This window comes from Mesorhizobium qingshengii (assembly GCF_900103325.1).
GTDB classification, from domain to species: domain Bacteria; phylum Pseudomonadota; class Alphaproteobacteria; order Rhizobiales; family Rhizobiaceae; genus Mesorhizobium; species Mesorhizobium qingshengii.
This window is the reverse complement of sequence record NZ_FMXM01000009.1, coordinates 136,191-159,546: the sequence shown is the minus strand read 5'-3', so window position 1 is coordinate 159,546 and position 23,356 is coordinate 136,191. Positions and strand designations below refer to the sequence as shown.

Genomic DNA, 23,356 nt, shown 5'->3' with positions numbered 1-23,356 from the left:
GGGCAACTCAACCGTTGTGCGTGCCGACGATCTGGTCGCCTTCCAGCTTGGTGAAGGGCACGAAAGGCACCACCTTGCCATTGTAGATGTCCGAGCGGACGATGTTGAACGTGCCGTCGGCGAGTTGCTGCTTGATCACCTTGAGCACGTGCTGGGCGCCCGGCGGCCCGACCGGAATGACCATGACGCCATTGGGCTTGAGCTGCTGCAACAGCGACGGCGGAATGTGGTCGATGCCGCAGGTGACGATGATCTTGTCGAACGGACCGACGCTTTCCCAGCCATAATAGCCGTCGGCATTACGGCTGGTGACCGAGCCGAACTCGCTGTAGCCGCGCTCGATCAGCGCGTCATAGGTGCGGCGGGTGCGCTGCGCCAGCGGATTGATGATCTCGATCGTGTGCACCTTGTCAGTGAGATTGGCCAGGTAGGCCGACTGGTAGCCGGAGCCGGTGCCGATCTCGAGCACGGCTTCGCCAAGCTGCACGTCGATGGCCGTCGTCATGCGTCCGACCAGATGCGGACCGGATATCGTCACGCCATAGCCGATGTCGAGGAAAGCATGATCATAGGCGCGCCCCAGATTCTGCGGCAGCACGAACTCTTCGCGCGGTGTCAGCAGGAAGGCGCGCTTGTTGCGGTCGTCCAGCACGTCCTTGTTGTAGACCATGATCTGGAAGCGATCGAATCGCTCGGCCAGAAACTTCGGATCCTCGCCGCGATTGGCCACCATCCACTCGATGAACGCCTTCTTGTCGTTCACCGGCACCTCGGCGTTCCGGTCGTAGGGCACCGGCACGTTCGCCTTGACGGCGCCTGGAAGAAGGGAAAACGCCGCCGCACCCGCCGACAGCGCCAAGAAGTCCCGACGCTTCATGGAAAAGCCTCCGAAAGTGGCCTTTGCCACCCAAAACCAAGCACTTACCCCGATTGCACTTCCTCCCAAAACGAGTCAATGCCCGTCGAGAGGCTGCCACCCGGACGGAGAAATTGTGGCAGGAGGGCAACAGTTTTGCCGGGTGCCCAGGCTTGTTCGGCAATACGCAACGGCGTGCGTCGTTGCAACACGACCGGCCGAAAAGCCTTCTGCGTCAATTAGCAAGGGCTGTTTTGCTTGACTTGAACGGCAAAAACAGGCAGCAAAAAAGCCATTGGAAGGGCTCCAATACCGCGTTCATGGTCGTGGACAAGCCTTCTTCGGCACAAAGTCCGCGTCTCTTGTTGGTTTTGAGAGGGATTGGTTAACCAACTTTGTCCATATTTTGAAGCAATCGGCAACTAACGACAGACGCGGAAAACGCGTCGGGGACCACCTGGGATCACTCACAGAATGGTCGTCGCGGCTATCACAGCCGCGGACGTGGGAGCCGGTTGGAGCAAGATTGGTCGCATGGCGTTCTTGAGTAGAACAATTGTCGGGGACGAGCGTTGGGACGGCGGGACCGCCTGTGACGCGCCGCGTTCCTCTTCCTTCAACCCTGAACGGATCGTCCGCTGGGTCGCGGTGCCCGGCGTCAGCGCTGCCGTTGGCTTGTGGCTGGTCGGCACCGTGGTCGGCCTGAGTTCCGTCGGCGCCTCGCTGTCGGCAACGTCCGGCGGCCTGCCGCAGACGCTGGCGATGCCGGGCTCGCTTGCCCTTGCCGATCCTCTGAAGCAGCATTTCCTCACATCTTCGGCGCCGTTCGCGCTGGCCAATGCCCATGGCGGCACGCAGGCCCTGCACGACCATGCCGTGCAATGCGGCGCGCGCTGCTTCAGGCTGGCCGGGGTGAGCCCCCAGGCCGAAAAATCCGCGCGCCTCGTGGCGCAAGCGAAGCCAATGGCCGTCCCGACGGTCGCAAAGTCGAAATCGCAAGAGCGTTTCGAACGCATTGAAGCGTCGCTGTCGCCGAGCCGGCTTGCCGCCGTCTTTGCCGATGCCGGAAAGCCTGCCGTCGCGGCTAACGCCCGTCCCGTGATTTCCAGCGTCGCGCCGCAAGTTGCCGAGGCATCCCTGGTGCCGTCCGCCACCGTGGTGGCCAGCCTGTCGGATGACATTCCGGCTCCGGCGGCGGAACGCTTCGCCCGCGTCGATACCGGCTCCGTCGTCGTGCAGACCGCGCCGCAGCCGATGGGCTTTGCCCAGTCGGAGACGCCAAGCGACTCGCAACTGGCACTGGCCCTTGTCAGGTCGCTGCCGGTCGAGGACGAGGCATTCGCCTCGCCGCTGCCGATGACCGAATCCCCGGCCGATGTCGCGGTCGCGCCTGTCGAAACCCAGCAGGAACAGCCCGGCGATGCCGCCTCCTTGCCGGACGCGCTGACCGACGACGTGCCGCTGCCGACCCGCCGTCCGCAATTCGACGCGCCGCAGCAGCCCAAGTCCGTGGAGCAGGAAAAGCCGGCTCAACCGCCCAAGATCGTGCAGCAGAAGCCGGCTCCTCCGACAAAGCCGGTCCAGCAGGCCGGCAGACCAGCTCAGCCGGCCCGGCAAGGCCGGCCGGCCGATGGTGGCGACATGCTGGCCTATGCCAAGCCCGACGTTCCCGCCGGCGGCCTCGGCCAGGCGTTCAAGAACCTGTTCGGCGCGCCGAACGCCAGGACCGGAGCCGGCCGCGGCGTTGCCGTCTACGATATCAGCGCTGGAACGGTCTACCTGCCGGACGGCCAGCGGCTCGAAGCGCATTCGGGGTATGGCGCCATGGTCGACCAGCCGCGCTATGTCGATAAGAAGGATCGCGGGCCGACACCACCCAACACCTACAATCTGTCGCTGCGCGAATCGCGTTTCCACGGTGTTGAGGCCATTCGTCTCACGCCTGTCAGTGGCGGCAACAAATATGGCCGCGATGGCCTGCTCGCCCATAGCTACATGCTGCGCGGCGGCCGCGCCGAATCGAATGGCTGCGTCGTTTTCAAGGACTACGGCCGCTTCCTTGCCGCCTTCAAGAAGGGCAAGGTCACGCGCCTCGTCGTGGTGCCGCGCCTGAACGGATCAGCGACGCGGGTGGCATCAAACGGCAGCGGCGCCTGACCGGTAGTGGGACAGGCGCGCGACCCTGTCCCGCCCGCTCCTGACAGCCTTCTGTCAGCAGCCGCGCTTGGCGGCATGCCTCCAGCCATCCCACTCTTTCCATTTTGACCAAGACCTCCCATATTCGGGACATGGCCAAATCCTCCGATAAAAGAACGCCGCCGACGGCGAATGACGACCGCGCCGCGCCGAAGCGGCGCAGTCCGCTGACTGATTTCCTCGATGCCTCGGAGCCGCTGCACAGGGGCGGCTTCGCCGAAATGCCGCAGCCCGAACTGTCGGGCACGCCGCTGACCGGTTCGATCGCGGATTGGGCCGAGCAGATCGAGCAGGAGGCCGAGAAGGAAGGACGTCTGACCGGCAAGGGTGGCGGCGGCAAGTCGCCGAAGCCGTCGAAGAAGATCCCCGAGCGCTCATCTTCGCCCGGCCGCACCGCGCGCGGCACCTCGATGGGTGGCGCGGCGACAGCCAGGGAGCGCACCGCGGCCGGCCTCAATCCGGTCGCCGGCCTCGACATCTCGCTGGAAGACGCCGAGACCATGGCCTCCGGCAGCGTCACCGCCACGGTGGCCGCGCTGTCGGCGCTGATCGAATCCGGCAATCCGCTGCACAAGGACGGCGTGCTGTGGACGCCGCACCGCCCTGCCCGGCCCGAAAAATCGGAAGGCGGCATCGCCATCAAGATGGTGTCGGACTTCGAGCCGGCCGGCGACCAGCCGACCGCAATCAAGGACCTTGTCGAAGGCGTCGACAACAACGACCGCACCCAGGTGCTGCTCGGCGTCACCGGCTCGGGAAAGACCTTCACCATGGCCAAGGTGATCGAGGAGACGCAGCGCCCGGCCCTGATCCTGGCGCCGAACAAGACGCTGGCCGCGCAGCTCTATTCCGAGTTCAAGAAATTCTTCCCCGAAAACGCCGTCGAGTATTTCGTCTCCTACTACGATTATTACCAGCCGGAAGCCTACGTCCCGCGCACCGACACCTTCATCGAGAAGGAATCCTCGATCAACGAGCAGATCGACCGCATGCGCCATTCGGCGACGCGTTCGCTGCTCGAGCGCGACGACGTCATCATCGTCGCCTCGGTGTCCTGCATCTACGGTATCGGCTCGGTCGAGACCTATACGGCGATGACCTTCCAGATGCAGATCGGCGACCGGCTCGACCAGCGCGCTTTGCTCGCCGATCTCGTTGCCCAGCAATACAAGCGCCAGGACATCAATTTCGTCCGCGGCTCGTTCCGCGTGCGTGGCGACACGATCGAGATCTTTCCCGCCCACTTGGAAGATCGCGCCTGGCGCATCTCGATGTTCGGCGACGAGATCGAGCAGATCACCGAGTTCGACCCGCTGACCGGCCAGAAGACCGGCGAGTTGAAAAGCGTCAAGATCTACGCCAACTCGCACTATGTGACGCCGCGCCCGACCCTCAACCAGGCCATCAAGTCGATCAAGGAAGAGCTCAAGCACCGGCTGGTCGAGCTTGAGCGCGCCGGCCGTTTGCTGGAGGCGCAACGGCTGGAGCAGCGCACCCGTTTCGACCTCGAGATGCTGGAAGCCACCGGCTCCTGCGCCGGCATCGAGAACTATTCGCGCTATCTGACCGGCCGCCAGCCCGGCGATCCGCCGCCGACGTTGTTTGAATACATTCCCGACAACGCGCTGGTCTTCATCGACGAAAGCCATGTCACCGTGCCGCAGATCGGCGGCATGTATCGCGGCGACTTCAGGCGCAAGGCGACGTTGGCCGAATATGGCTTCCGTCTGCCCTCCTGCATGGACAACCGGCCGCTGCGCTTCGAGGAATGGGACGCCATGCGCCCGCTCTCCGTCGCGGTTTCGGCAACTCCGGGCGGCTGGGAAATGGAGCAGGCCGGCGGCGTTTTCGCCGAGCAGGTGATCCGCCCGACCGGCCTGATCGATCCGCCGGTCGAGGTGCGCCCGGCCAAGAGCCAGGTCGACGATGTCGTCGGCGAGATCCGCGAGACCACCAAGGCCGGCTACCGCACGCTGGTGACGGTGCTGACCAAGCGCATGGCCGAGGACCTGACTGAATACCTGCACGAACAGGGCGTGCGGGTGCGTTACATGCACTCCGACATCGATACACTGGAACGCATCGAGATCCTGCGCGACCTGCGCCTTGGCGCCTTCGACGTGCTGGTCGGCATCAACCTGCTGCGCGAGGGCCTCGACATTCCCGAATGCGGCTTCGTCGCCATTCTCGATGCCGACAAGGAAGGGTTTTTGCGCTCGGAAACCTCGCTGATCCAGACCATCGGCCGCGCCGCCCGCAACGTCGACGGCAAGGTCATCCTCTATGCCGACCAGGTCACCGGCTCGATGGAACGGGCGATGGCCGAGACCAGCCGCCGCCGCGAAAAGCAGATGGAGTGGAACGCGGCCAACGGCATCACGCCGGAATCGGTGAAGTCGCGCATCTCCGACATTCTGGATTCGGTCTACGAGAAGGACCACGTCCGCGCCGACATTTCGCAATTCACCGACAGCGCCGGCGCCATGATGGGCAACAACCTGAAGGCCCATCTCGACGCCATGGAGAAACAGATGCGCGACGCCGCCGCAAATCTCGACTTCGAGAAGGCGGCCCGCATCCGCGACGAGATCAAGCGCTTGCGCGAGATGGAACTGTCGATCTCCGAAGACCCGCTGGCCAAATATGCCGACATGGAAAGCCCGGTTTCGGGTCGCGAAAAGGGCAAGCACAACAAGGGCGTGGCCAAGCATCGTACGGCAGAGGAACAGGAGCGTTTCCGCAAGCTCGACGAAGCACGTGCCGCCGAAGAGGCGGCCAAGGCTGCCCGGCTCAACCTCTTCCGCAAGCCAGCGCTTGACGAGATGGGCGCCGACGGCGCCGTGCCGGTGAAGAAGCCCCTGTTCGCGAAACCCTCGCTCGACGACATGGGCCCCGGCACCGACATGCCGACACCCGCCGGCGCGGTGTCGCGCTCGTTGTTCAAGAAACAGTCGGCTGAGGAAGCGCACGGCTCCGACTTCGGCATTCCCGGCGAACCGGTCAAACCGCTGTTCAAGAAGAACTCGCTCGACGAGATGACCGTGCGTCGGACCGAGACACCGATCGAAGGCGACAGGCCGGTCAAGCGCGAACGCGCCGGCATCGGTTCGTACGAAGACCCAGGCGACGCGCGTCGCGAAAAGCGCCGGCCGGGCAAGACGGGTAGGCCGGGTAGGTAGCGATCCTTCCTGCCCCCTCTGTCCTGCCGGACATCTCCCCCACGAGGGGGGAGATTGGCTGTATCGCCCCAGGCATCCTTTTTTGACGCCGACGACTAGCGTAGGCGGCCCATGATGGCCGATCTCCCCCCGTGTGGGGGAGATGTCCGGCAGGACAGAGGGGGGCGCTGTCCCTCCGACACAACAAGCTCTTCCTCTTGGGCTACACGCTCTGCCTTGCTAGCCGCGAGTAGAACCTATACGCGCCTTGTCATCCAACCCTTCCGCGTCAGAAACCCGCTACCACACCATGAAACCCAGAGACATCGCCTCCTATATCTTCCTGGCCATCACCTGGGGGCTGTCGTTCCTGGTCCTGCTCAAGGTGGTGCATGCCTTTGGCTGGATCGGCGCGGTGACCTTGCGGTCGCTGATCGCCGGCATCACCCTGCTGCTGCTGGCGGCCGCGACCAGACGCAAGCTCGATTTCAGCGCCGGCTGGCGGCCGTTTGCAGTAGTCGGCGCGACGACGGTTGCGGCACAGTTGATCGGCTTGTCCTATGCCACCCCGCGCATCGGCACGGCGATGGCCGCGATCCTTGTTGCCGCGATCCCGCTGTTCTCGATGATCCTTTCCCAAATGTGGGGGCTTGAGCGCATCACCGTTCGCGGGCTGACCGGGCTGCTGCTCGGCGCCGCCGGCATCGTGGTCCTCGTCGGCTTTCCCTCGGTGCCAGTGACGACATCCTTCGCACTCGGCTGCGCCGCCTCCTTGCTCAGTTCCTTCTCGGCGGCCTTCGGCAGCAACTATGCCAACCGCCATCTGCGCGCGGTCGGTTCGCTCGAAGTCACCAGCGCCGCCTTCCTGTTCGGCGGGCTGATGACGCTGCCGCTGCTTCTGGCCGTGCCGGTGCCGGCGATGCCGCGCGCCATCGACTTCCTTTATCTCGGCATTCTCGCCTGCGTGATGAGCGCAATGACCTATGTCGTCTATTTCCGGCTGGTTGCCAGCATCGGCGCCACCAGAGCGATCAGCGTCGAGTTCGCCGTGACCGTGATCGCGGTGCTGGTCGGCACAGTCATGCTCGGCGAGTCGCTGACCATCGTCCAGGGCTTCGGCGCGGTGGCGATCATCGGCGGCTGCATATTGGTGCTGGACCCGTTCCCACGCCAAGGCAAGGCTATCTCCTTGCCCTCTCCGGCCAACTGAGCTGTGCGATGCCGCAACGAGGCAAACTCCATATTCTGCCTCTGATTTTAGGCAGCAAGGACACGCCGCTGCGGGTAGGTGCCGATCTTGGTCCGGTCCAGAAACACCTTGGCTTTCCCAAATGGCTATATGTCTATCAGGATCAGCCATGCGGCTTTCTGCTGGGCTACGGTGATCTGGAAATCGACATTCTGACCAGCCGCAATCGAGCGCGTGTCAATCGCATCAGCATCAAACTTTGGCACATGCCCGATACCCCCAAGCCTTTGCCTTTGAAATGGAGTGGCAATAGCCAAATCGATCTCGATGGTTTTAGCCCGGCAATGACGCTCTCGGCCGCCAGAACACGCGTTGCAGGTCTCGGATTGCAAGGCGAGGAGTATAAAATGGAAAGCGCGTTTGAAACTGTCCGCCGGCTTGTACTTCCTCACGCCGAACTACATTTCTTCAAAGGACCGGAAGAGCCTATCCTGATGGAGCTTCACTTCCTGACGCCTCAGGAAATCCAGCGAAACAAAGGCGACTGGGTATTCCACGTGGCAGACTAATATCTGCTACAGACCGGCTACTTGCCATCGGGCGCGCCCTTGGTGTAGTCGTCTCCACACTCGAACGTCTTGAAAGGAGGGCTCACGTGTTCACGTTTCATCGTCACCATCGTCAGCGTGGCCCGATTTCTGCCCTGCGAGCTAGCTTGCAGGGCTGACCAGGGACGGTCCGGGTTTTTCCCGCTTCGATTTTTGGTCTGCCCTTCGTGGTGATGCAACGCCGACCTGACGGCCGGCACGCGCACCGTCAAAGTGCATTGAACCGGAGTTTTCTTCCGGCAAGACCAGAGAAATCAAAATGGCCCTGATCAGCCTCAAATCCCTTGGCGTCACCATGAGTGCGCCGCTGTTTTCCAACCTCGACCTCACCATCGGCACCGGCGACCGCCTCGGCATCGTAGCCGCCAATGGCCGCGGCAAGTCGACCTTGCTCAAATGCCTGACCGGCGAGATGGAGCCGACCTCCGGCGACATCACCCGCACGCGCGGCCTGTGCGTCGGCCATGTCGAACAATCCGTTGCCCCGCATCTTCTTGGTCGCAGCTTCCATCAGGTTGTGGCCGACGCCTTGCCGCCCGAGCAGGCCGAAAGCGAGATGTGGCGCGTCGACGTGGTTCTCGATTCGCTCGACGTGCCGGAACCGATGCGCGAACGGCAAATGCAGGCACTGAGCGGCGGTTGGCAGAGGCTGGCGCTGATCGCGCGCGTCTGGGTCACCGATCCGGACGTGCTGCTGCTCGACGAGCCGACCAACCATCTCGACCTTGCCCGCATCAGCCAGCTGGAGACCTGGCTGAACACACTGCCGCGCGAGGTGCCGGTGGTCATCGCCAGCCACGACCGCGCCTTCCTCGACGCGACCACCAACCGGACGCTGTTCCTGCGCCCGGAACAGTCGCCGGTGTTTGCCCTGCCCTATTCCCGCGCCAGGCAGGCGCTCGACGACGTCGACGCCTCGACCGAGCGCAGGTTCCAGCGTGACATGAAGGTCGCGCAGCAACTGCGCCGGCAGGCGGCCAAGCTCAACAACATCGGCATCAATTCCGGCAGCGACCTTCTCACCGTCAAGACCAAACAGCTCAGAGAACGTGCGGAGAAACTGGAAGACGCGGCGAACCCGGCGCATCGCGAGAAATCAGCGGGCGCGATCAGGCTCGCCAATCGCGGCACGCATGCCAAGGTGCTGATCACGCTCGACGACGCGGCGGTGGAAACACCCGACGGCACGCTGCTGTTCAGGACCGGCAAGCGCCACATCTGCCAGGGCGACCGCATCGTGCTGCTTGGCCGCAATGGCGTCGGCAAGTCGCGCTTCGTCACCCTGATCCGCAACGCCATCCTCGAGCCGGATACCGTGCGGAACGTCAAGGTGACGCCGTCGACGGTGCTCGGCTACAGCGACCAGGCGCTGTCCGGCATCAGCGGCGACGACACGCCGCTGGCGATGGTCTCGCGCCGCCATGATGTCGGCGAGCAGCGTGCCCGCTCGCTGCTCGCCGGCGCCGGGGTCGGCATCGACATGCAGGAACGCAGGATCGGCGTGCTGTCCGGCGGCCAGAAGGCGCGGCTGATGATGCTGGCGCTGAGGCTCACCAACCCCAATTTCTACCTGCTCGACGAGCCGACCAACCATCTCGACATCGACGGCCAGGAGGCACTGGAAGCCGAGCTACTCGCCCATCAGGCAAGCTGCGTGCTCGCCTCGCACGACCGCTCCTTCATCCGCGCCATCGGCAACCGCTTCTGGCTGATCGAGAAGCGACGGCTGACCGAAGTCGAGGATCCGGAAGAGTTCTTCCGCTCGGTGGCCGAAGCGGGCGGTTGAAAAAGCCATGCCTTCGCCGGGCCGGCATTCCAGGGTTGCCGGCCCGCACTTCCCCACCGTCCGAAAAAGGCGCATCCTGAGGGTTCGCAAACCGAGGGAGGAAACCGGTCATGCGCGGGGTGGACCTCGTCAACAACCTCTATGATGCCTATGCAAAACGCGACATCGTGGGCGCGCTGGCCCACTGCTCCGACGATGTCGTCTTCTCCTGGGTCGCCGAACCGCAGGCACCTTTCATCAGGTCAGGCAACGGCAAGCAGGAGTTCCTTGCCCGACTCATGTCGCTGGACAATGATTTCGAATTCCGGAGCTTCGTCCCGGTCGACATCATCGACGGCGGCGACAAGATCGCGGCGCAGGTCGAGATCCATTTGACGCGCAAGACCACCGGCGAGGAGCTTGTCATGCGTACCGCTGATTTCTGGACGATCCGCGACGGCCAGATCATCGGGATGGTGGAATATTACGACACCGCGCTTGCCGCGTCGGTCATCTGAAATAATTCCGGCGAGCTGTCGGATCGCCTGAACCTGCCTCGTCCTTGGGATGCCGACACGATGATGCCGGCACCAACCAGGGAGAACCCGTCATGTCGGTCCTGTCATCCATCGGTCGCATCGCAACCCGATACGCGACAGCGCGTGCCCGCCATCGCAGCGAACGCCTCCTGCTTTCGCTGCCAGCCGAATTGCGCAGGGACATCGGCTTTCCGGAAATCTTCGATGCGCGGAACAGCCGCCGCGCGGCCACCTTTTCGGCCAAGGTCATATGACCGCGACCAGCCGGCCCGTGCAGCCGCCGCTCAATCCGGCAGGCTGTCCGGGCCCGGCCTTCGCAGAAAAATTCGCGACCGTGTAGGATCGCCGTCACCTCATGCGTCCTATGGTTCGCAAGGCCAAGCCAAACGCAAAGAGGAGCAAGACATGACTGACCAGACCCCCGTTCAGCCCAGTGCAGAAGTGCTCGGCGGATTGACCCCCTATCTGCAGGTGGATGGCGCCTTCAAGGCAGCCGAATTCTACCGCAAGGCCTTCGGCGCCGAGCAGGTCTTTGCCTATCCGGCCGACGACAAAGGCCGCACCATGCATATCCATCTCCACATCAACGGTTCGACGCTGATGCTCGGCGATGCCTATCCAGAACATGGCCACCCGCATCAGAGCCCGCAGGGCTACACGCTGCAGCTTCATCTCGGCAGCGATGAGATCGACACCTGGTGGAAGCGCGCGATCGACGCCGGATGCGAGGAAGGGGTGCCGCTTCAGGTGATGTTCTGGGGCGATCGCTGGGGCCAGATGCGCGACCCCTTCGGCGTCACATGGGCGATGAACGCGCCGGTGAAGTAATTTAGCGAGCAGCAACACCCCCTTGCCTCTGGTGAAGGGACTGATGTGCTCTGCGCCGGGTTGCATCCCTGCCGACCCGGCGCTCGATTTCAGCAAAGGAACCCACCATGTCCTATGTCGATGGTTTCGTGCTTGCCGTGCCCAAGGCAAAACTCGACGACTACAAGACGTTCGCCACCGCCGCCGGGGCCATCTGGAAGGAATACGGTGCGCTGGCCTATGTCGAATGCGTCGGCGACGACGTGCCCTATGGCGAGATCACGTCGTTTCCGCGTGCCGTGCAGGCCAAGGCCGACGAGGTAGTCATCTTTGCCTGGGTGGCCTATGAATCCAGGCAGAGCCGCGATGCGGTCATGGCCAAGGTGATGGCCGACCAGCGCCTGCAGGCGGACTGGTTGACCATGCCGTTCGACGGCAAGCGCATGATCTTCGGAGGCTTCGAAACGTTCATCGAACTCTGACGCCAAGCCAGGTCGAGATTGAGGTCAGGCCGAGTCGAGAACGGCAGTTTCCGAGAACCGGAAGGGAGCGTACGTTTAAGTACGTGAGTACCGGAAGCGCAGGGAACTGTCGTTCGCAGGCTGACCTCACCTCAATATCGGTCTAGCTTGTCCAGCAGCGGCTTCAGCCGGTCCCCATAGCGCTTCCACAAATCGACCGAGCCTTGATACATCGGCTGGCGCACCTGCGCGGCGGAAGCCGTGCGCACCGGCCGGTCGGTCTCGTGGAACGACAGCACAGCGTCGTCCCAGGGCAAGCCGAGATGGGCGATGAGCGCCCGCGTCTGCCCTTCCTGGTCGGCGACGAAATCCTCATAGCGCACATCATGCACCACCCCCGGCAGCACGGCATGCCAATGCGCCATGATGTCGGTGTAGAGATTGTGGAAGTCGGCGAGTTCGCCGAGGTCATAGCCATAGCGGTGGCTGTCGCCACGGAAATGCACCTTGTAGATCGACAGGCATGTCGCCGCCGCATCGCGGGCGCAGTGGATAATCCTGGCCTTCGGCAGCATCATGTGGATGAAGCCGACAAGCAGGAAGTTGCCTGGCATCTTGTCGGTGACATGGCGGACATGCGGATAGCGAGCATGCAGCATGTCGAGATAGGCCTGTCCGGCCTCGGCAAAATCCGCGTCGGGCACGTCCGATATTCCCCAGGGAAACCCACCCAGCATTGTCGACGGAAACTGCTTGCCGACCGCAGTCTTCAAAATGCTGAGCTCGCCGGCGCCATAGACCTGCGGATGGCTGGCGATGATCTGCTCGACCAGCGTGGTGCCGGAGCGCGGCATGCCGACAACGAAGATCGGCGTGTCGTCGGCAATTGAGCTTGGCTTGTGCTTTTCGAAGAAGCCGGCATCGAACACCGTCTTCATCGCTTCGAATTCGGCGCGCGTCTTCACGGGATCGTAGTCGATACCTTTGCGGCGGATTGCATTGCCTTCGGCGAAATAGTCGAAGGCGCGCGGATAATCCTTCAAATCGTCATTGGCCTTGCCGAGGCCGAAGGACAGCTGCATGCGCGCCAGGCTGTCCTGCGGCGCCTTGGCATGCTGCGCTTCCATGCCAGCCAGTTCGGCATCGCGCTCCTTCTGGCGCTTGACCTGCGTCAGCATCAGCCAGGCTCTGGCCATACCGGGGTTGACCGCCAGCGCCTGCCGGAACAGGTCGGCAGCCTCATCGAGCTTGCCTTTTTCCATCAGCCCGACGCCGAGCCCGTGCAACAGGTCGGCATCCTTCGGCCGGATGGCCAGCGCCTCGCGGAAGATGCCAAGCGCCTCGTCCAGCCGCCCGGCTTCCTGCAGGGTTTCGGCAAGCCCGATGCGGGCGCGAACATGAAATGGATTGCGCGCGACTGTGCCGCGATAGATCTCCTCGGCCTCCTCGAACTGGCCGAGCTGCTTCAGCGACGAGCCGAGATTGTCGCGCGCCGCGAGCTGGTCGGGCCGGATATCCACCGCGCCGCGGAAGAAATCGACGGCCGCGGCGACACGGCCGAGATCGCGCATCACGGTGCCGAAATTGTTGAGGAAGTCGGGATTCGTCGGCTGCAGGTTCACCGACTGTTCGATAAGATCGAGCCCCTCGGCGCTACGCCCTGTCTGGTGCAGCAGCAGTCCCAGGAAATGCGCGGCGGCCGCGTGCTTGGGCTGGCGCGCCAGCACCTGCCGGTAGATCGCCTCGGCCTCTTGCCTGCGCCCGGCCTGATGCAATTGCAGCGCTTGCTGGACATACTGGTCGAGGCCCAGCGGTGGCTGTCCTCCAGCACCAGACCTGGTTCCCGCGCCCGCCGCTCGTCTCTGATCTCTGTTAATGGGAAACCTGCCGTGTTTGTCCGCTTGCCGGACCTAAGGCATGGGGGGCGGAGATTCAAGAGCGGATCGAGACGGGATCCAACGAGGCTGCTCCGGCAATGCCACCTCGATACGAGCGATGGCGGATCAGTGCTGGCAGGAGCCGCCGCCGCTCGGATGTCGCGAGAACGAGGCCTTGCGTCTTTCGGCGTTGTGAGAGTTCAGGAACAACATCACTGAAGTGGCGTCGAACTCGCTGAGGCCGACCATTGGCCGCGTGCCGATCTCGGCCGGCCTGCCGGTGAACACGTGATAGATGGTCCACGACCTGTTCACCTCGACGCGCCGCCCATAATCATGGCTCATCGCGCCAAGGAGTTCGCGCTTCAGGCTGGGGAAGGCATAGGTTTCGCTATCGGGCATTTGCTTCTCCTCGACGCTGCGTTGAAAAATCGAGCTGCGGCCGGGCTCGGATGCGGACCAGGCGTCCAACTCCGGCAGCGGATTCGAGCCGGCGCCCCGTCTCAAATCAGGCGATTACTCTCGGCAACCTGTCTGGCCCGCCTCACGGTTCCATCGGTGTCGGCGATCGTGCGTCTTGCCGCCTCGTCGCTTCTGACGGTGAGCCGTGCGGACTTGACGATCATCGGTTTGCCGGTTGGACCAACGGCAATGGCGTGTATGGTGGCTGGCTTGATGATCGGGTTGATCGCTAGGGTCGTGCCTCTCGGGGTTCTGACGGAAACCATGTTTTGTCCTTTCGGGAATAAATAAAATATAAAATACAAGTGCCGGGACAATCGCTCCGGCATGATTTTAAGAATTTTTTTAGAAAGCTCTCGAAGTCCTATCAGAATTTTCCAAATAATTATAGCGTTCTATTTTTTTGCCAACGCGAGGGATTTTCGGAAATCTTCTTGAACAATGGGCCCCGCTGGGCTATATAAGCAGGATCGTTTGGGGCCAGAATTGGCATCTCGCGGCGTCAGAGGTTCTCGACCCGCCAATCTCATTCCAAATCATCGATACCGGGCGCGCGGCACATTCGCTCCGCGACCATTTCTCATTCTTCGAAAGACACCCGCACCTATGAACACCGGAACCGTGAAATTCTACAACGGCCAGAAGGGCTTTGGCTTCATTCAGCCGACCGATGGCGGCAAGGACGTTTTCGTCCATGTCAGCGCGCTGGAGCGTGCCGGCTTTGCTGGCCTCGCAGAAGGCCAGAAGCTGCAATTCGAGTTGGAGCGCGACACCAAGGGCCGCGAGTCGGCCGCCAATCTGCAACTGATCTGATCCGGCCGAATTCGATGAACGCTGACCACGGATGTACTGGCAGCTCTCGAAATCGGCTTATTTCCAGCGATTGCCGGAGATAGGAAAGCGGGGCTTGTCCCCGCTTTTTTGCTTTCAGGACCGCTGCCTGCATGGTGCCGCGAGGCGCAAGACGCTTCCCGGTCGATGCCGGAAAACTTCAGGACCCGGAAGATATCAAGGTTAAGACAATGTCGGACCGCACCACCCGCACCATCGCGCATTTCGCGGCACCTTTCGTGCTCGGCGGATTGGAAGGATTGCTGCCGGCCGGCGACTACGACATCGATCACGACGAAGAGGTGATCGAAGGCATGTCGCGTCTTGCCTGGCGCCGCGTCGCCACCTTCATCCATCTGCCGGCAAGGGCGGTGAAGAACCCGCCCACCAGCCAGCTTGTCGCCATCGATTACCTCGAACTCGAAACAGCGCTGAAGCGCGACCGGGAGAACGCAGCATGATCCGTTTCCAGCAGAATGCGCGCCCGCGCACCGACACGCCCGCGCACCTCTTCGCCATCGGCCAGACCGTGCGCATGAAGAGCCGCACCGGCCTCGTCCAGAAGACAGCGGAACTGTTCCAGATCAAGAGCATGCTGCCGGTCAAGGACGGCTCGCCGCAATATCGCATCCGTAGCGAGCAGGAGACCCATGAGCGGGTCACCACGGAAGACAATCTCGAACCGGCCGACATGCCCGCGATCTGAGAGACTGTTTCGAAATTCGCTCTGGCGAGTCCATGGTGGCGGTTTCGAGGACCGTAGCGCAGCGAACATTTGGTCCGTGAGCAACGGAAGCGCAGAAATGCCATCAGATGGCCGACAGAGTAGAATTTCCAGACAGTCTCGCAGATCGCGCCGCAAGCCAAGCCAACAAGCACCAGGAGCAGAACATGTCCAAGGGACAACAGCGAAGCAACCGCGAAGCGCGCAAACCGAAGAAGGACAAGGTCGTGGCCAAGCCCGCCTCACCGTTCGGCTCGTCGGTCAAGCAGGCGGAGAGCAGCCTGAAGCCGAAATCGAAGGGCTGACACCCGGCACGCCTCTTCGGCGCCTGTCGGCGCCGAAGATTCTCCCTCGCGGGACAGCGCAACGCCCGCCCGCGCCACGGAGGCGTCCTTGAACTTCGTCATCGAGTTTTACCGGTCGCGCGACGCCGACGAAGCCACGCTCGACAAGGTGTCGCTGGAAGCGCCGAACCTGCGCGCCGCCCTGCAGGGCGCAACCGCGCTGTTCCACACGCTCACCATGCCGCAAGTCCCCGACCGCCTACGCATTTCCGACGAAGATGGCAGCGAGCTTTATGCCGGCCCGGCCGACGGTGCCTATCCGGCACCGTGACGAGCAGCGCGCGCTTCAATCCACACGCACCGCCCCGATCCGCTCATGTCCTGCCGACATCCCATAGCGGAGAGGCGCGGTAATAAACTCTCAGCACGGCCCATCATCAACGACGCGGTAGTCCGCGGCGCGAGCTTCGCAGGCGTTGGGGAAGGTGCGCATCTCGCCGTGCCGGCGGGCGCACACGGGAGCATATTCGCGGGTGCAGAACGTCTGCTCTCCGCCACCGCCACCGCCACCGCCTCCGCCACCATCGCCACCGTCGCGGCAGGGACCGTCGCGCACGATGCGGTAGCCGGCACGGTCGGCAAGGCAGGCATTGGCGAAGGTCTGGCGGTCGCCGCCCCGCCTGGCGCAGACCGGTTCGTACTGCCTGCTGCAGAATTGCGGCTCGGGCCGTGGCGGACGCGGCCCCGGTCCTTCATCGACGACGACGGTGCAGGCGGCGAGAATTGCCGACAGGAACAGGATGGCAAAGCCTTGCCGCGACAAGATTGCCGCCAGAAATTTCATGTTGACCTCTCCCTCGATCCCGTCCCCATAACGATCCTCGCCATTCCCTTGCCAAATGCAACCCCGTTTGCAGCCATCCGCAGCGGAAACGTCGGCTGGAGCCGTGGCAATCTTCAGCTCGCGGCGCTGGCATCTCTGGCCCAGCCGTGGCCCCGCCCTGGTCCGATGACCCGGCTGGCAACCAGGCCTATCTCGGGGCCCGTCGACGCTCGGATCGGTCGATTTATGCGTCGGGACGCGCTCATCGAGGCGGCCCGCGGCGCTATCTTGCAACCATCACGTTTCCGTGCGATAAATTCCGTGTTCGGGCATTTGCGACCCGGAGAGCGGAACGTTTTGGACGACCTTTCCCCGATACTGTGAATCTCTGACGGCCCCGTTTTTCGGCGGGGGGTTTGACCATGCGCCAATGCATGACTGCCGAAGCAACCACCGGGACTTGCCCTCGACGACAGGTGGCGGGCAGGACCATCAAAGACTGAACGGGTGAAGGAGTTTCCCCAATGGCCCAGACCGGCACCGTTAAATTCTTCAACGCGACCAAAGGCTTCGGTTTCATCACGCCCGATGGCGGCGCCAAGGACGTGTTCGTCCATATTTCCGCGATCGAGGCTTCGGGCCTGCGCACGCTCGTCGACGGCCAGAAGGTCACCTTCGACGTCGAGCCGGACCGCATGGGCAAGGGCCCCAAGGCGGTCAATCTCCGCGCTGCCTGAGCCATCGGCGCGCCGCGCGCCCTGCGGGTGCGCGAAGGAAGCTCCAATGCCCTGAGCCGGCGTGGAGAGGGATTTGAATTTTGAAAGGCGCGGCGTTTTTTGCCGCGCCTTTTTCATGCCGCCGGCTCGGACCCATGCATGTCGCCCAAGAGTGGCCCGGCTTTGGAACAACGACATGCATAAAACAAAGACCTGAAGCGCGTCGCCTGAATCCGCTCAAGCGCGACGCGCCTTCAGGTGCCCGCAAAACTTTCTCTTGCCGATGACGCTAAAATAAAGGACAAATTTCCGCTCGGGCATTTGCCGGCCCGAGACTGGACTTTATGGGATCAAAGGAGCTTCCCATGCCGCAGACCGGCACCGTCAAATTCTTCAACCATGCCAAGGGCTTCGGCTTCATCACACCGGATGATGGCGCGAAGGATGTCTTCGTCCATATTTCGGCCGTGCAGGCGTCGGGTCTTCCGGGTCTGGAGGACGGGCAGAAGGTGACATTCGATACCGAGCCGGACAAGCGCGGCAAGGGCCCCAAGGCCGTCAACCTGTCGGTCGGCTGAGCCGGCTTCGGATCGACGCCGCCGCGGCAGGGCAGATCCGCTCCCCGGAGCGTGCGACGTCTGACGTTCGCGGCGGATCGACCAGCGTAAATCCGTTCAGCCCCCGTTCAGCCACGGTCTCATATTAGTCTCGGGTAAAGCCGGACCGCATTCCCCCGAAAACTACACGGGCCGGCACGAAGGAGACCGACATGAATCGAATTTTCAAGACCGCCGTCCTGTCCGCCGCCGTGGTCGCCACGACGCTCGCGACCTTGCCTGCGGCCAGCGCCGATGAATGGCGTCATCACCGTCACCACGGCAATGGCGATGCCGTCGCCGCCGGCGTGCTCGGCCTTGCCGCCGGCGCCCTGATCGTTGGCGCGTTGGCCAATGACCAGCCGCCGCCCGACGATTACGGCGACAGTTACTACTATCGTGATGTGCGGCCGCGCCCTGCCCCGGTCCGCCGCTACTATGCGGAGCCGAGGGTCGTCTACAACGATAGCTATGCCGAGCCGTGGACACGTGACTGGTACGAGTACTGCTCGGACCGTTACCGGACGTTCAACTCCCGCACCGGCACATTCACCGGCAATGACGGCGAACAGCATTTCTGCACGGCAAACTGAGTGCATGTCGCCCAAAAGTGCGCAGCGGTTTTGGGATAACGACATGCACAAGCCCTGAAGCGCGAAGCGCTTCGGGGCTTCCCTGTCCTAAACCAAGAGGCGCTGCCCGCAAGGCCAGCGCTTTTTTGTTGTTCGGCTTGACCGCTTCGGATTTTCCAAACCAGGAATTTAAGTCAGGAACGGATTTGTCCGTCGCTCCTCGCCAAAACGGCCGCCCGGGCCGTGGCCGCAGATGAAGCCGATGTCGTCGCCAAGCGGCAGGAGCTTGTCCTTGATCGAGGCGATCAGCGCCGCATGGTCGCCGCCCGGCAGATCGGTGCGACCGACCGAGCCGCGAAACAGCACATCGCCGACATGGGCGAATTTCGCCGCTCGGTTGTAATAGACCACATGACCGGGCGCATGGCCGGGGCAATGCAGCACCTCGAACACATGCGAGCCGAACGACACGGTCTCGCCCTCGGTGAGGAATCGGTCGGGCACGCAGTCGCGCGCACCGGCGATGCCGTAGCGCCTGCCCTGGTTCTCCAGATTGTCGAGCAACGGCTTGTCGGCCTCATGCGGGCCGATGATCTCGACGCCGAGCGCCTCCTTCAGTTCCATGGCGCCGCCGGCATGGTCGATATGGCCGTGCGTTATCCAGATCGCTTCGGCGGTGATTGCATTGTCCTTCAGCACCGCCAGCACCTTGTCGATGTCGCCGCCCGGATCGACGACCACACCGTGCTTGTCGTCCATGTCGAACAGGATGGTGCAGTTTTGCTGGAACGGTGTCACCGGCACGATGCCGGCATTGAGCTGACCCATGATCGTCCTTTCGTTGTCTCGGCGTGATGTAGAGATGCCGGCGAAAGGCGTCCACCCCTCGAACGACGAACAGTCAGTCGTTCCAGAAACGGAAATGGGCGGCCGAAGCCGCCCATTTGAACAAACCTGAGACCGCCCCAGGCCTACTTCTTCATGGCGCCCATGACCGCGCCGATAATGCCGGTCAGGATCGCGCCGCCACCGGCGCCGCCGACGATGTTGTTGAGGTTGAGCGCGCTGCCGAGACCGCTCGTAGCCGCCGCGGCTGCCGCCGGGTCGATCGTGCCGCCGCCAAGCAGGCTGCCGAGGATCGCCGCGCCGCCGACGCCGCCAATGGCACCGCCCAGGATCTTGGGCAGCTGACCCATCGCCGCGTTCTTGAGCGCGACACCGATCGCCTGGCCGCCGATAACGCCTGCAATCACCTGTACAATGATCGGAAGAAGCGTGTTCATGTCCATATGATTAGTCCCTCCATAGCTGCCAGCCTCCCGGGCCGACAACATCATGAGACGCCGAATTGCATGAAAGTCAAATGCACAAACACTGAAATAAAAGGGGCGGCTTCAAAACCGCCCCTGCTTGCTTGAAAAGCTTTGACTTTCCTTATTCTGCGGCAATCGCGTGCTTGGGCTGAACCGCGGCAGAATAGTCGTTCATAAGGTTCTTGGCGATTTCACCGACCTCGAATCGGTAAGGCCCGATCTCCGAAACCGGAGTCACTTCGGCTGCTGTTCCGGTCAGGAAACATTGCTCGAAGCCTTCGAGCTCTTCCGGCATGATGGCGCGTTCGATCACCTCCAGACCGCGATCCTTGGCCAGGCCAATGACCGTGCGGCGGGTGATGCCGTCGAGGAAGCAGTCGGGCTTTGGCGTGTGGATCTTGCCGTCCTTGACGAAGAAGATGTTGGCGCCGGTCGCTTCCGCGACCTGGCCACGCCAGTCGAGCATCATGGCGTCGGCATAGCCCTTGGCCTCGGCCGCGTGCTTGGACATGGTGCAAATCATGTAGAGGCCGGCGGCCTTCGATTTGGAGGGCGCGGTGCGCGGGTCGGGCCGACGCCATTCGGCCACGTCCAGGCGGATGCCTTTCAGCTTCTGCGCCGGGTCGAAATAGCTCGGCCATTGCCAGATGGCGATGGCGCAGTTGATGCGGTTGTTCTGCGCCGAAACGCCCATCTGCTCACTGCCGCGCCAGGCAATCGGCCGGACATAGGCATCCTGGAAACCCTGCTTCTTCAAGAGCGTGGCGGAGGCATCGTTGAGCTCGGCCACCGAATAGGGAATCTTGAAGCCGAGCAGGCGCGCCGATTCATGCAAGCGCTCGGTGTGCTCGTTCAGCTTGAAGATCTCGCCACCATAGGCGCGCTCGCCCTCGAAGACCGCACTGGCGTAATGCAGGCCATGGGTCAGCACATGGATCTTGGCGTCACCCCATTGGACGAACACGCCATTCATCCAGATAAAGCCGTCCAGTTGATCGAAGGGAACGGATGCCATGGTAACCTCCCGCGGGCCGCGGCCCGCACATCGTTGTAGCGTTGCGTGTTTCTCGTCAGCCGCGCCACGGATTGGGAACGTCGGCTGCTGGCTCGAAGCGTAAGCGGATAAGTGAGCTCTGGCAAACTCAGGAAGTTCCGGAAAAACCGGCTTCCCTTGCCTTTTTGTTCGCATTCCGCCCAAAAGCTTGTCAAAAATTACCATTGCAGGGAAATTACGTCAATAGTACTGACATAATCTCTCTTTTCAGCGGAGAAATGATGACGGATCGAAGCCACACAGCCGGGAAACCGATCAGGACCGCGATCACCGACGAGGACGGCATCGACTTTGCCATCATCGAACTGTTCTTCTTCGCCTATCGCGACTTCACCTCCGATCCGGATCAGATCCTGGCCGACTACGGTTTCGGCCGCGCCCATCACCGGGTGCTGCATTTCGTCAACCGCAGGCCCGGCCTGACGGTCGCCGAACTGCTCGACGTGCTGAAGATCACCAAGCAGAGCCTGGCGCGGGTGCTCAAGCAATTGATCGACACCGACCATGTCGTGCAGCTGCAAGGTCCGCGCGACCGCCGCCAGCGCGAGCTCTATCCGACAGCCAAGGGCCGCGCGCTGGCGCTGGCGCTGGCGCGGCCACAGTCACGCCGCATCCATGCTGCATTGGGAGATTCCGGAATCACCGAACGGACCTTGGTGGAACGGTTCCTCGAAGCGATGGTCAACCCGGAACTAAGAGCACAGATCGACGTTGGGTCCGCAAGAATGTCAGGGAAAAGCCATGGAGAGCACTGAGAGGGTCGATCAGGCGACCGCGCCCGACGACGACGCGCCACACCTGCTAGTGGTCGACGACGACACCCGCATCCGCAATCTTCTCAAACAGTATCTGACCGAAAACGGCTTTCGCGTGACCGTCGCCGGCAATGCCGGCGAAGCCAGGCGCAAACTTGCCGGCCTCGACTTCGACCTTCTGGTGCTCGACGTCATGATGCCAGGGGAAAGCGGCGTTGACCTGACAAAGTCGTTGCGGGCCGAAAAGAACGTGCCGATCCTGATGCTGACGGCGCTGTCGGAGACCGACAGCCGCATCTCCGGGCTCGAGGCTGGCGCCGATGATTATCTGCCCAAGCCTTTCGACCCGCGCGAGCTGATCCTGCGCATCAACAACATCCTGCGCCGCGGCGGCCCGACGACCACGCCGAAGGTCGAACAGCTGGTCTTCGGTCCCTACACCTTCCAGATCGCCAGGCGCGAGTTGAAGCGTGGCGGCGAGGCCCTGAAGCTGACCGACCGCGAGCAGGAGATCCTGGCGATCTTCGCGGCACGGGCCGGCGAAACCATTCCGCGCCACGAGCTTGTCGGCGACGATTCGGAAGTCGGCGAGCGCACCATCGACGTCCAGATCAACCGGCTGCGCCGCAAGATCGAGCGCGATCCGTCCAACCCGGTCTGGCTGCAGACCGTGCGCGGTATTGGGTATCGGCTCAGCGTGGAATAGCTGGTTCGCTACCAAGCGCTTCCAATAATTCACGACACAGCCGGTGCATTCGATGCGGAACATCCCGGGGGGCGCTGTCACGCCTGAACATCAGCCCGATCCGGCAAGAGCCATTCGACGGCTCGTATCCTCATCGATAATTGACATCCTCGCGCTCCGCACAAAGTCGGCGAGCTCGCGATTGAAGCGGGAGGCGTCCTCGATGAAGGGGGCGTGTCCGACTTCGGGATACCAAGACGCGCTGCTCGTGTGGCATATCTGTAGGATGTGCTCGCCCATTGCCGGCAGAACCACGGTATCACCGCGGCCCTGGGTCATCAGCAAGGGTTTGCGCAATGTGGCCAGAACGTCGTCGGAATTGATCGCGCGAGTAACGAGCGCGGCCCGCACCCTAGCCGGCACGACGATGTTCCAGCACAGCGCGACCTCATAGTCGTCCCTCGGCAGTGGCCGCGCGGTGCAGCCCTGCACGAATTCGCGCATCGCCTGGATGTTGGAGGGAAGGTCGTCCGCTGTCGCGCCGGGCACGTGGTCGAGAAAACCCGGGCCGATCAGCACCCCGAACACCGCGCGGTCGAGCGTGACCGCCGCGCCCACGAAGTTGATGCCGGCAATCGCGTCCTGACCGTATGAGCGCAGGTAGTCGCAGATGATGAAACCCGCATAGGACCAGCCGACGAGAACCGGCCGTTCGAGCCGGAGCTGGTCGATGATCGAAGCAATATCGTCCGCCCATGGCTTCGGTTCCGTATACTGCTCCTGCGCCTCAGGCGCTTCCGACATGCCGTGGCCACGAAGGTCGAAGGCGACGAGGCGAAAGCTTTCCGCCAGCCGGCTCTCATACTGCTTCTTCCAGCACAGGTGATTTTGCGACCATCCATGGATGAAGAGGATGGCTGGAGCATCGGCCTTGCCCCATTCGCGCACATGCAGCTTCACGCCGCCTCCGCCGATCACGGTATGGATCTTCATCTCGGGACCTCCTGTTGCCTGACTGGCGCCGATGGTCGCCGCCTGGCGTTAGAGGGAGTGTTGTGGCGGGCGTTGAAATGACCGTAGGAATT

General features: G+C 62.8%; 28 protein-coding genes. 19 read left to right on the top strand and 9 right to left on the bottom strand.

Going from position 1 to position 23,356, the window contains the following annotated elements:
• Window positions 1-7 precede the first annotated feature (7 nt).
• Window positions 8-877, bottom strand: a complete 870-nt coding sequence (locus BLS48_RS16455; protein ID WP_091579478.1) for a protein-L-isoaspartate O-methyltransferase family protein — start codon at window positions 875-877, stop codon at window positions 8-10.
• Between the two features lie 513 nt (window positions 878-1,390).
• Here BLS48_RS16455 and BLS48_RS16450 point away from each other — a divergent pair.
• The 9 genes from BLS48_RS16450 to BLS48_RS16405 all read left to right on the top strand — a co-directional run bounded on the left by BLS48_RS16450 (window position 1,391) and on the right by BLS48_RS16405 (window position 11,600).
• The gene (locus BLS48_RS16450; protein ID WP_091579475.1) at window positions 1,391-3,013 is read left to right on the top strand and encodes a DUF2778 domain-containing protein; all 1,623 of its coding nucleotides are present in this window, start codon (window positions 1,391-1,393) and stop codon (window positions 3,011-3,013) included.
• A 131-nt stretch (window positions 3,014-3,144) separates the two neighbouring features.
• Entirely contained in the window at window positions 3,145-6,231 is a 3,087-nt protein-coding gene (uvrB, locus tag BLS48_RS16445; protein WP_091579177.1) for an excinuclease ABC subunit UvrB, read from the top strand.
• A gap of 289 nt (window positions 6,232-6,520) precedes the next feature.
• Window positions 6,521-7,420, top strand: a complete 900-nt coding sequence (locus BLS48_RS16435; RefSeq protein WP_091579173.1) for a DMT family transporter — start codon at window positions 6,521-6,523, stop codon at window positions 7,418-7,420.
• Between the two features lie 8 nt (window positions 7,421-7,428).
• The gene (locus BLS48_RS16430) at window positions 7,429-7,968 is read left to right on the top strand and encodes a hypothetical protein (RefSeq protein WP_091579172.1); all 540 of its coding nucleotides are present in this window, start codon (window positions 7,429-7,431) and stop codon (window positions 7,966-7,968) included.
• Between the two features lie 298 nt (window positions 7,969-8,266).
• Window positions 8,267-9,793 carry an ABC-F family ATP-binding cassette domain-containing protein gene (locus BLS48_RS16425; RefSeq protein ID WP_091579170.1) on the top strand — a complete coding sequence of 509 codons (1,527 nt, stop codon included), beginning with the start codon at window positions 8,267-8,269 and terminating at the stop codon, window positions 9,791-9,793.
• A gap of 110 nt (window positions 9,794-9,903) precedes the next feature.
• Window positions 9,904-10,290, top strand: a complete 387-nt coding sequence (locus tag BLS48_RS16420) for a nuclear transport factor 2 family protein (RefSeq protein ID WP_091579169.1) — start codon at window positions 9,904-9,906, stop codon at window positions 10,288-10,290.
• Window positions 10,291-10,382: 92 nt separating this feature from the next.
• Window positions 10,383-10,565, top strand: coding sequence for a hypothetical protein (locus tag BLS48_RS16415; RefSeq protein WP_091579167.1), 183 nt, complete (start codon window positions 10,383-10,385; stop codon window positions 10,563-10,565).
• Window positions 10,566-10,716: 151 nt separating this feature from the next.
• On the top strand, window positions 10,717-11,139 hold the full coding sequence (locus BLS48_RS16410; RefSeq protein ID WP_091579166.1) for a VOC family protein: 423 nt from the start codon (window positions 10,717-10,719) through the stop codon (window positions 11,137-11,139).
• 107 nt (window positions 11,140-11,246) lie between these two features.
• Window positions 11,247-11,600 (top strand): DUF1428 domain-containing protein, encoded by a 354-nt coding sequence (locus BLS48_RS16405; protein WP_091579164.1) that lies wholly within the window; start codon window positions 11,247-11,249, stop codon window positions 11,598-11,600.
• 131 nt (window positions 11,601-11,731) lie between these two features.
• Here the strand turns inward: BLS48_RS16405 and BLS48_RS16400 are convergent, their stop codons facing one another.
• The 3 genes from BLS48_RS16400 to BLS48_RS16390 all read right to left on the bottom strand — a co-directional run bounded on the left by BLS48_RS16400 (window position 11,732) and on the right by BLS48_RS16390 (window position 14,184).
• Window positions 11,732-13,354, bottom strand: a complete 1,623-nt coding sequence (locus BLS48_RS16400) for a tetratricopeptide repeat-containing sulfotransferase family protein (protein WP_244529629.1) — start codon at window positions 13,352-13,354, stop codon at window positions 11,732-11,734.
• Between the two features lie 228 nt (window positions 13,355-13,582).
• The gene (locus BLS48_RS16395; protein ID WP_143019438.1) at window positions 13,583-13,858 is read right to left on the bottom strand and encodes a hypothetical protein; all 276 of its coding nucleotides are present in this window, start codon (window positions 13,856-13,858) and stop codon (window positions 13,583-13,585) included.
• A gap of 101 nt (window positions 13,859-13,959) precedes the next feature.
• Window positions 13,960-14,184 (bottom strand): hypothetical protein, encoded by a 225-nt coding sequence (locus BLS48_RS16390; protein ID WP_091579472.1) that lies wholly within the window; start codon window positions 14,182-14,184, stop codon window positions 13,960-13,962.
• Window positions 14,185-14,524: 340 nt separating this feature from the next.
• Here BLS48_RS16390 and BLS48_RS16385 point away from each other — a divergent pair, with 340 nt between their 5' ends.
• From BLS48_RS16385 to BLS48_RS16365, 5 genes are all read left to right on the top strand, one after another.
• Window positions 14,525-14,731, top strand: coding sequence for a cold-shock protein (locus tag BLS48_RS16385; protein ID WP_091579158.1), 207 nt, complete (start codon window positions 14,525-14,527; stop codon window positions 14,729-14,731).
• A gap of 209 nt (window positions 14,732-14,940) precedes the next feature.
• Window positions 14,941-15,210, top strand: a complete 270-nt coding sequence (locus tag BLS48_RS16380) for a hypothetical protein (protein ID WP_091579469.1) — start codon at window positions 14,941-14,943, stop codon at window positions 15,208-15,210.
• Window positions 15,207-15,455, top strand: coding sequence for a hypothetical protein (locus tag BLS48_RS16375; RefSeq protein ID WP_091579156.1), 249 nt, complete (start codon window positions 15,207-15,209; stop codon window positions 15,453-15,455). Before BLS48_RS16380 ends, BLS48_RS16375 begins: the two co-directional genes overlap by 4 nt.
• A gap of 185 nt (window positions 15,456-15,640) precedes the next feature.
• Window positions 15,641-15,778, top strand: coding sequence for a hypothetical protein (locus BLS48_RS35680; RefSeq protein ID WP_167365109.1), 138 nt, complete (start codon window positions 15,641-15,643; stop codon window positions 15,776-15,778).
• 88 nt (window positions 15,779-15,866) lie between these two features.
• Window positions 15,867-16,088: a hypothetical protein gene (locus BLS48_RS16365; RefSeq protein ID WP_091579153.1), complete on the top strand. Its 222-nt coding sequence runs from the start codon at window positions 15,867-15,869 to the stop codon at window positions 16,086-16,088.
• 90 nt (window positions 16,089-16,178) lie between these two features.
• Here the strand turns inward: BLS48_RS16365 and BLS48_RS16360 are convergent, their stop codons facing one another.
• Entirely contained in the window at window positions 16,179-16,601 is a 423-nt protein-coding gene (locus BLS48_RS16360; protein ID WP_091579151.1) for a Kazal-type serine protease inhibitor family protein, read from the bottom strand.
• A 503-nt stretch (window positions 16,602-17,104) separates the two neighbouring features.
• Here BLS48_RS16360 and BLS48_RS16355 point away from each other — a divergent pair.
• The 3 genes from BLS48_RS16355 to BLS48_RS16345 all read left to right on the top strand — a co-directional run bounded on the left by BLS48_RS16355 (window position 17,105) and on the right by BLS48_RS16345 (window position 18,485).
• Complete coding sequence (locus BLS48_RS16355) at window positions 17,105-17,317, top strand: cold-shock protein (protein ID WP_006202520.1); 213 nt, start codon at window positions 17,105-17,107, stop codon at window positions 17,315-17,317.
• 344 nt (window positions 17,318-17,661) lie between these two features.
• On the top strand, window positions 17,662-17,874 hold the full coding sequence (locus BLS48_RS16350) for a cold-shock protein (protein ID WP_008877668.1): 213 nt from the start codon (window positions 17,662-17,664) through the stop codon (window positions 17,872-17,874).
• A 191-nt stretch (window positions 17,875-18,065) separates the two neighbouring features.
• Window positions 18,066-18,485 carry a BA14K family protein gene (locus BLS48_RS16345; RefSeq protein WP_091579150.1) on the top strand — a complete coding sequence of 140 codons (420 nt, stop codon included), beginning with the start codon at window positions 18,066-18,068 and terminating at the stop codon, window positions 18,483-18,485.
• A gap of 168 nt (window positions 18,486-18,653) precedes the next feature.
• On the opposite strand, the gene BLS48_RS16340 is transcribed toward BLS48_RS16345, so the two are convergent.
• The 3 genes from BLS48_RS16340 to BLS48_RS16330 all read right to left on the bottom strand — a co-directional run bounded on the left by BLS48_RS16340 (window position 18,654) and on the right by BLS48_RS16330 (window position 20,792).
• Window positions 18,654-19,292 (bottom strand): MBL fold metallo-hydrolase, encoded by a 639-nt coding sequence (locus tag BLS48_RS16340; protein WP_091579148.1) that lies wholly within the window; start codon window positions 19,290-19,292, stop codon window positions 18,654-18,656.
• 143 nt (window positions 19,293-19,435) lie between these two features.
• Window positions 19,436-19,753 carry a hypothetical protein gene (locus BLS48_RS16335; protein WP_091579147.1) on the bottom strand — a complete coding sequence of 106 codons (318 nt, stop codon included), beginning with the start codon at window positions 19,751-19,753 and terminating at the stop codon, window positions 19,436-19,438.
• 145 nt (window positions 19,754-19,898) lie between these two features.
• Window positions 19,899-20,792 carry a branched-chain amino acid aminotransferase gene (locus BLS48_RS16330; protein ID WP_091579145.1) on the bottom strand — a complete coding sequence of 298 codons (894 nt, stop codon included), beginning with the start codon at window positions 20,790-20,792 and terminating at the stop codon, window positions 19,899-19,901.
• A 260-nt stretch (window positions 20,793-21,052) separates the two neighbouring features.
• Between BLS48_RS16330 and BLS48_RS16325 the strand changes: the two genes are divergently transcribed.
• Complete coding sequence (locus BLS48_RS16325; protein WP_167365108.1) at window positions 21,053-21,586, top strand: MarR family winged helix-turn-helix transcriptional regulator; 534 nt, start codon at window positions 21,053-21,055, stop codon at window positions 21,584-21,586.
• The gene (locus BLS48_RS16320; protein WP_091579142.1) at window positions 21,573-22,292 is read left to right on the top strand and encodes a response regulator; all 720 of its coding nucleotides are present in this window, start codon (window positions 21,573-21,575) and stop codon (window positions 22,290-22,292) included. The genes BLS48_RS16325 and BLS48_RS16320 overlap by 14 nt, the downstream gene beginning before the upstream one ends.
• Before the next feature lie 90 nt (window positions 22,293-22,382).
• On the opposite strand, the gene BLS48_RS16315 is transcribed toward BLS48_RS16320, so the two are convergent.
• Window positions 22,383-23,264 carry an alpha/beta fold hydrolase gene (locus BLS48_RS16315; protein ID WP_091579140.1) on the bottom strand — a complete coding sequence of 294 codons (882 nt, stop codon included), beginning with the start codon at window positions 23,262-23,264 and terminating at the stop codon, window positions 22,383-22,385.
• Window positions 23,265-23,356: the final 92 nt, after the last annotated feature.

Bases quoted from the DNA above. Each gene is read 5' to 3' on its own strand.
- BLS48_RS16455 (WP_091579478.1), bottom strand. From the start codon at position 877: ATGAAGCGTCGGGACTTCTTGGCGCTGTCGGCGGGTGCGGCGGCGTTT.
- BLS48_RS16450 (WP_091579475.1), top strand. From the start codon at position 1,391: ATGGCGTTCTTGAGTAGAACAATTGTCGGGGACGAGCGTTGGGACGGC.
- uvrB (WP_091579177.1), top strand. From the start codon at position 3,145: ATGGCCAAATCCTCCGATAAAAGAACGCCGCCGACGGCGAATGACGAC.
- BLS48_RS16435 (WP_091579173.1), top strand. From the start codon at position 6,521: ATGAAACCCAGAGACATCGCCTCCTATATCTTCCTGGCCATCACCTGG.
- BLS48_RS16430 (WP_091579172.1), top strand. From the start codon at position 7,429: ATGCCGCAACGAGGCAAACTCCATATTCTGCCTCTGATTTTAGGCAGC.
- BLS48_RS16425 (WP_091579170.1), top strand. From the start codon at position 8,267: ATGGCCCTGATCAGCCTCAAATCCCTTGGCGTCACCATGAGTGCGCCG.
- BLS48_RS16420 (WP_091579169.1), top strand. From the start codon at position 9,904: ATGCGCGGGGTGGACCTCGTCAACAACCTCTATGATGCCTATGCAAAA.
- BLS48_RS16415 (WP_091579167.1), top strand. From the start codon at position 10,383: ATGTCGGTCCTGTCATCCATCGGTCGCATCGCAACCCGATACGCGACA.
- BLS48_RS16410 (WP_091579166.1), top strand. From the start codon at position 10,717: ATGACTGACCAGACCCCCGTTCAGCCCAGTGCAGAAGTGCTCGGCGGA.
- BLS48_RS16405 (WP_091579164.1), top strand. From the start codon at position 11,247: ATGTCCTATGTCGATGGTTTCGTGCTTGCCGTGCCCAAGGCAAAACTC.
- BLS48_RS16395 (WP_143019438.1), bottom strand. From the start codon at position 13,858: ATGCCCGATAGCGAAACCTATGCCTTCCCCAGCCTGAAGCGCGAACTC.
- BLS48_RS16390 (WP_091579472.1), bottom strand. From the start codon at position 14,184: ATGGTTTCCGTCAGAACCCCGAGAGGCACGACCCTAGCGATCAACCCG.
- BLS48_RS16385 (WP_091579158.1), top strand. From the start codon at position 14,525: ATGAACACCGGAACCGTGAAATTCTACAACGGCCAGAAGGGCTTTGGC.
- BLS48_RS16380 (WP_091579469.1), top strand. From the start codon at position 14,941: ATGTCGGACCGCACCACCCGCACCATCGCGCATTTCGCGGCACCTTTC.
- BLS48_RS16375 (WP_091579156.1), top strand. From the start codon at position 15,207: ATGATCCGTTTCCAGCAGAATGCGCGCCCGCGCACCGACACGCCCGCG.
- BLS48_RS35680 (WP_167365109.1), top strand. From the start codon at position 15,641: ATGTCCAAGGGACAACAGCGAAGCAACCGCGAAGCGCGCAAACCGAAG.
- BLS48_RS16360 (WP_091579151.1), bottom strand. From the start codon at position 16,601: ATGAAATTTCTGGCGGCAATCTTGTCGCGGCAAGGCTTTGCCATCCTG.
- BLS48_RS16355 (WP_006202520.1), top strand. From the start codon at position 17,105: ATGGCCCAGACCGGCACCGTTAAATTCTTCAACGCGACCAAAGGCTTC.
- BLS48_RS16350 (WP_008877668.1), top strand. From the start codon at position 17,662: ATGCCGCAGACCGGCACCGTCAAATTCTTCAACCATGCCAAGGGCTTC.
- BLS48_RS16345 (WP_091579150.1), top strand. From the start codon at position 18,066: ATGAATCGAATTTTCAAGACCGCCGTCCTGTCCGCCGCCGTGGTCGCC.
- BLS48_RS16340 (WP_091579148.1), bottom strand. From the start codon at position 19,292: ATGGGTCAGCTCAATGCCGGCATCGTGCCGGTGACACCGTTCCAGCAA.
- BLS48_RS16335 (WP_091579147.1), bottom strand. From the start codon at position 19,753: ATGGACATGAACACGCTTCTTCCGATCATTGTACAGGTGATTGCAGGC.
- BLS48_RS16330 (WP_091579145.1), bottom strand. From the start codon at position 20,792: ATGGCATCCGTTCCCTTCGATCAACTGGACGGCTTTATCTGGATGAAT.
- BLS48_RS16325 (WP_167365108.1), top strand. From the start codon at position 21,053: ATGACGGATCGAAGCCACACAGCCGGGAAACCGATCAGGACCGCGATC.
- BLS48_RS16320 (WP_091579142.1), top strand. From the start codon at position 21,573: ATGGAGAGCACTGAGAGGGTCGATCAGGCGACCGCGCCCGACGACGAC.
- BLS48_RS16315 (WP_091579140.1), bottom strand. From the start codon at position 23,264: ATGAAGATCCATACCGTGATCGGCGGAGGCGGCGTGAAGCTGCATGTG.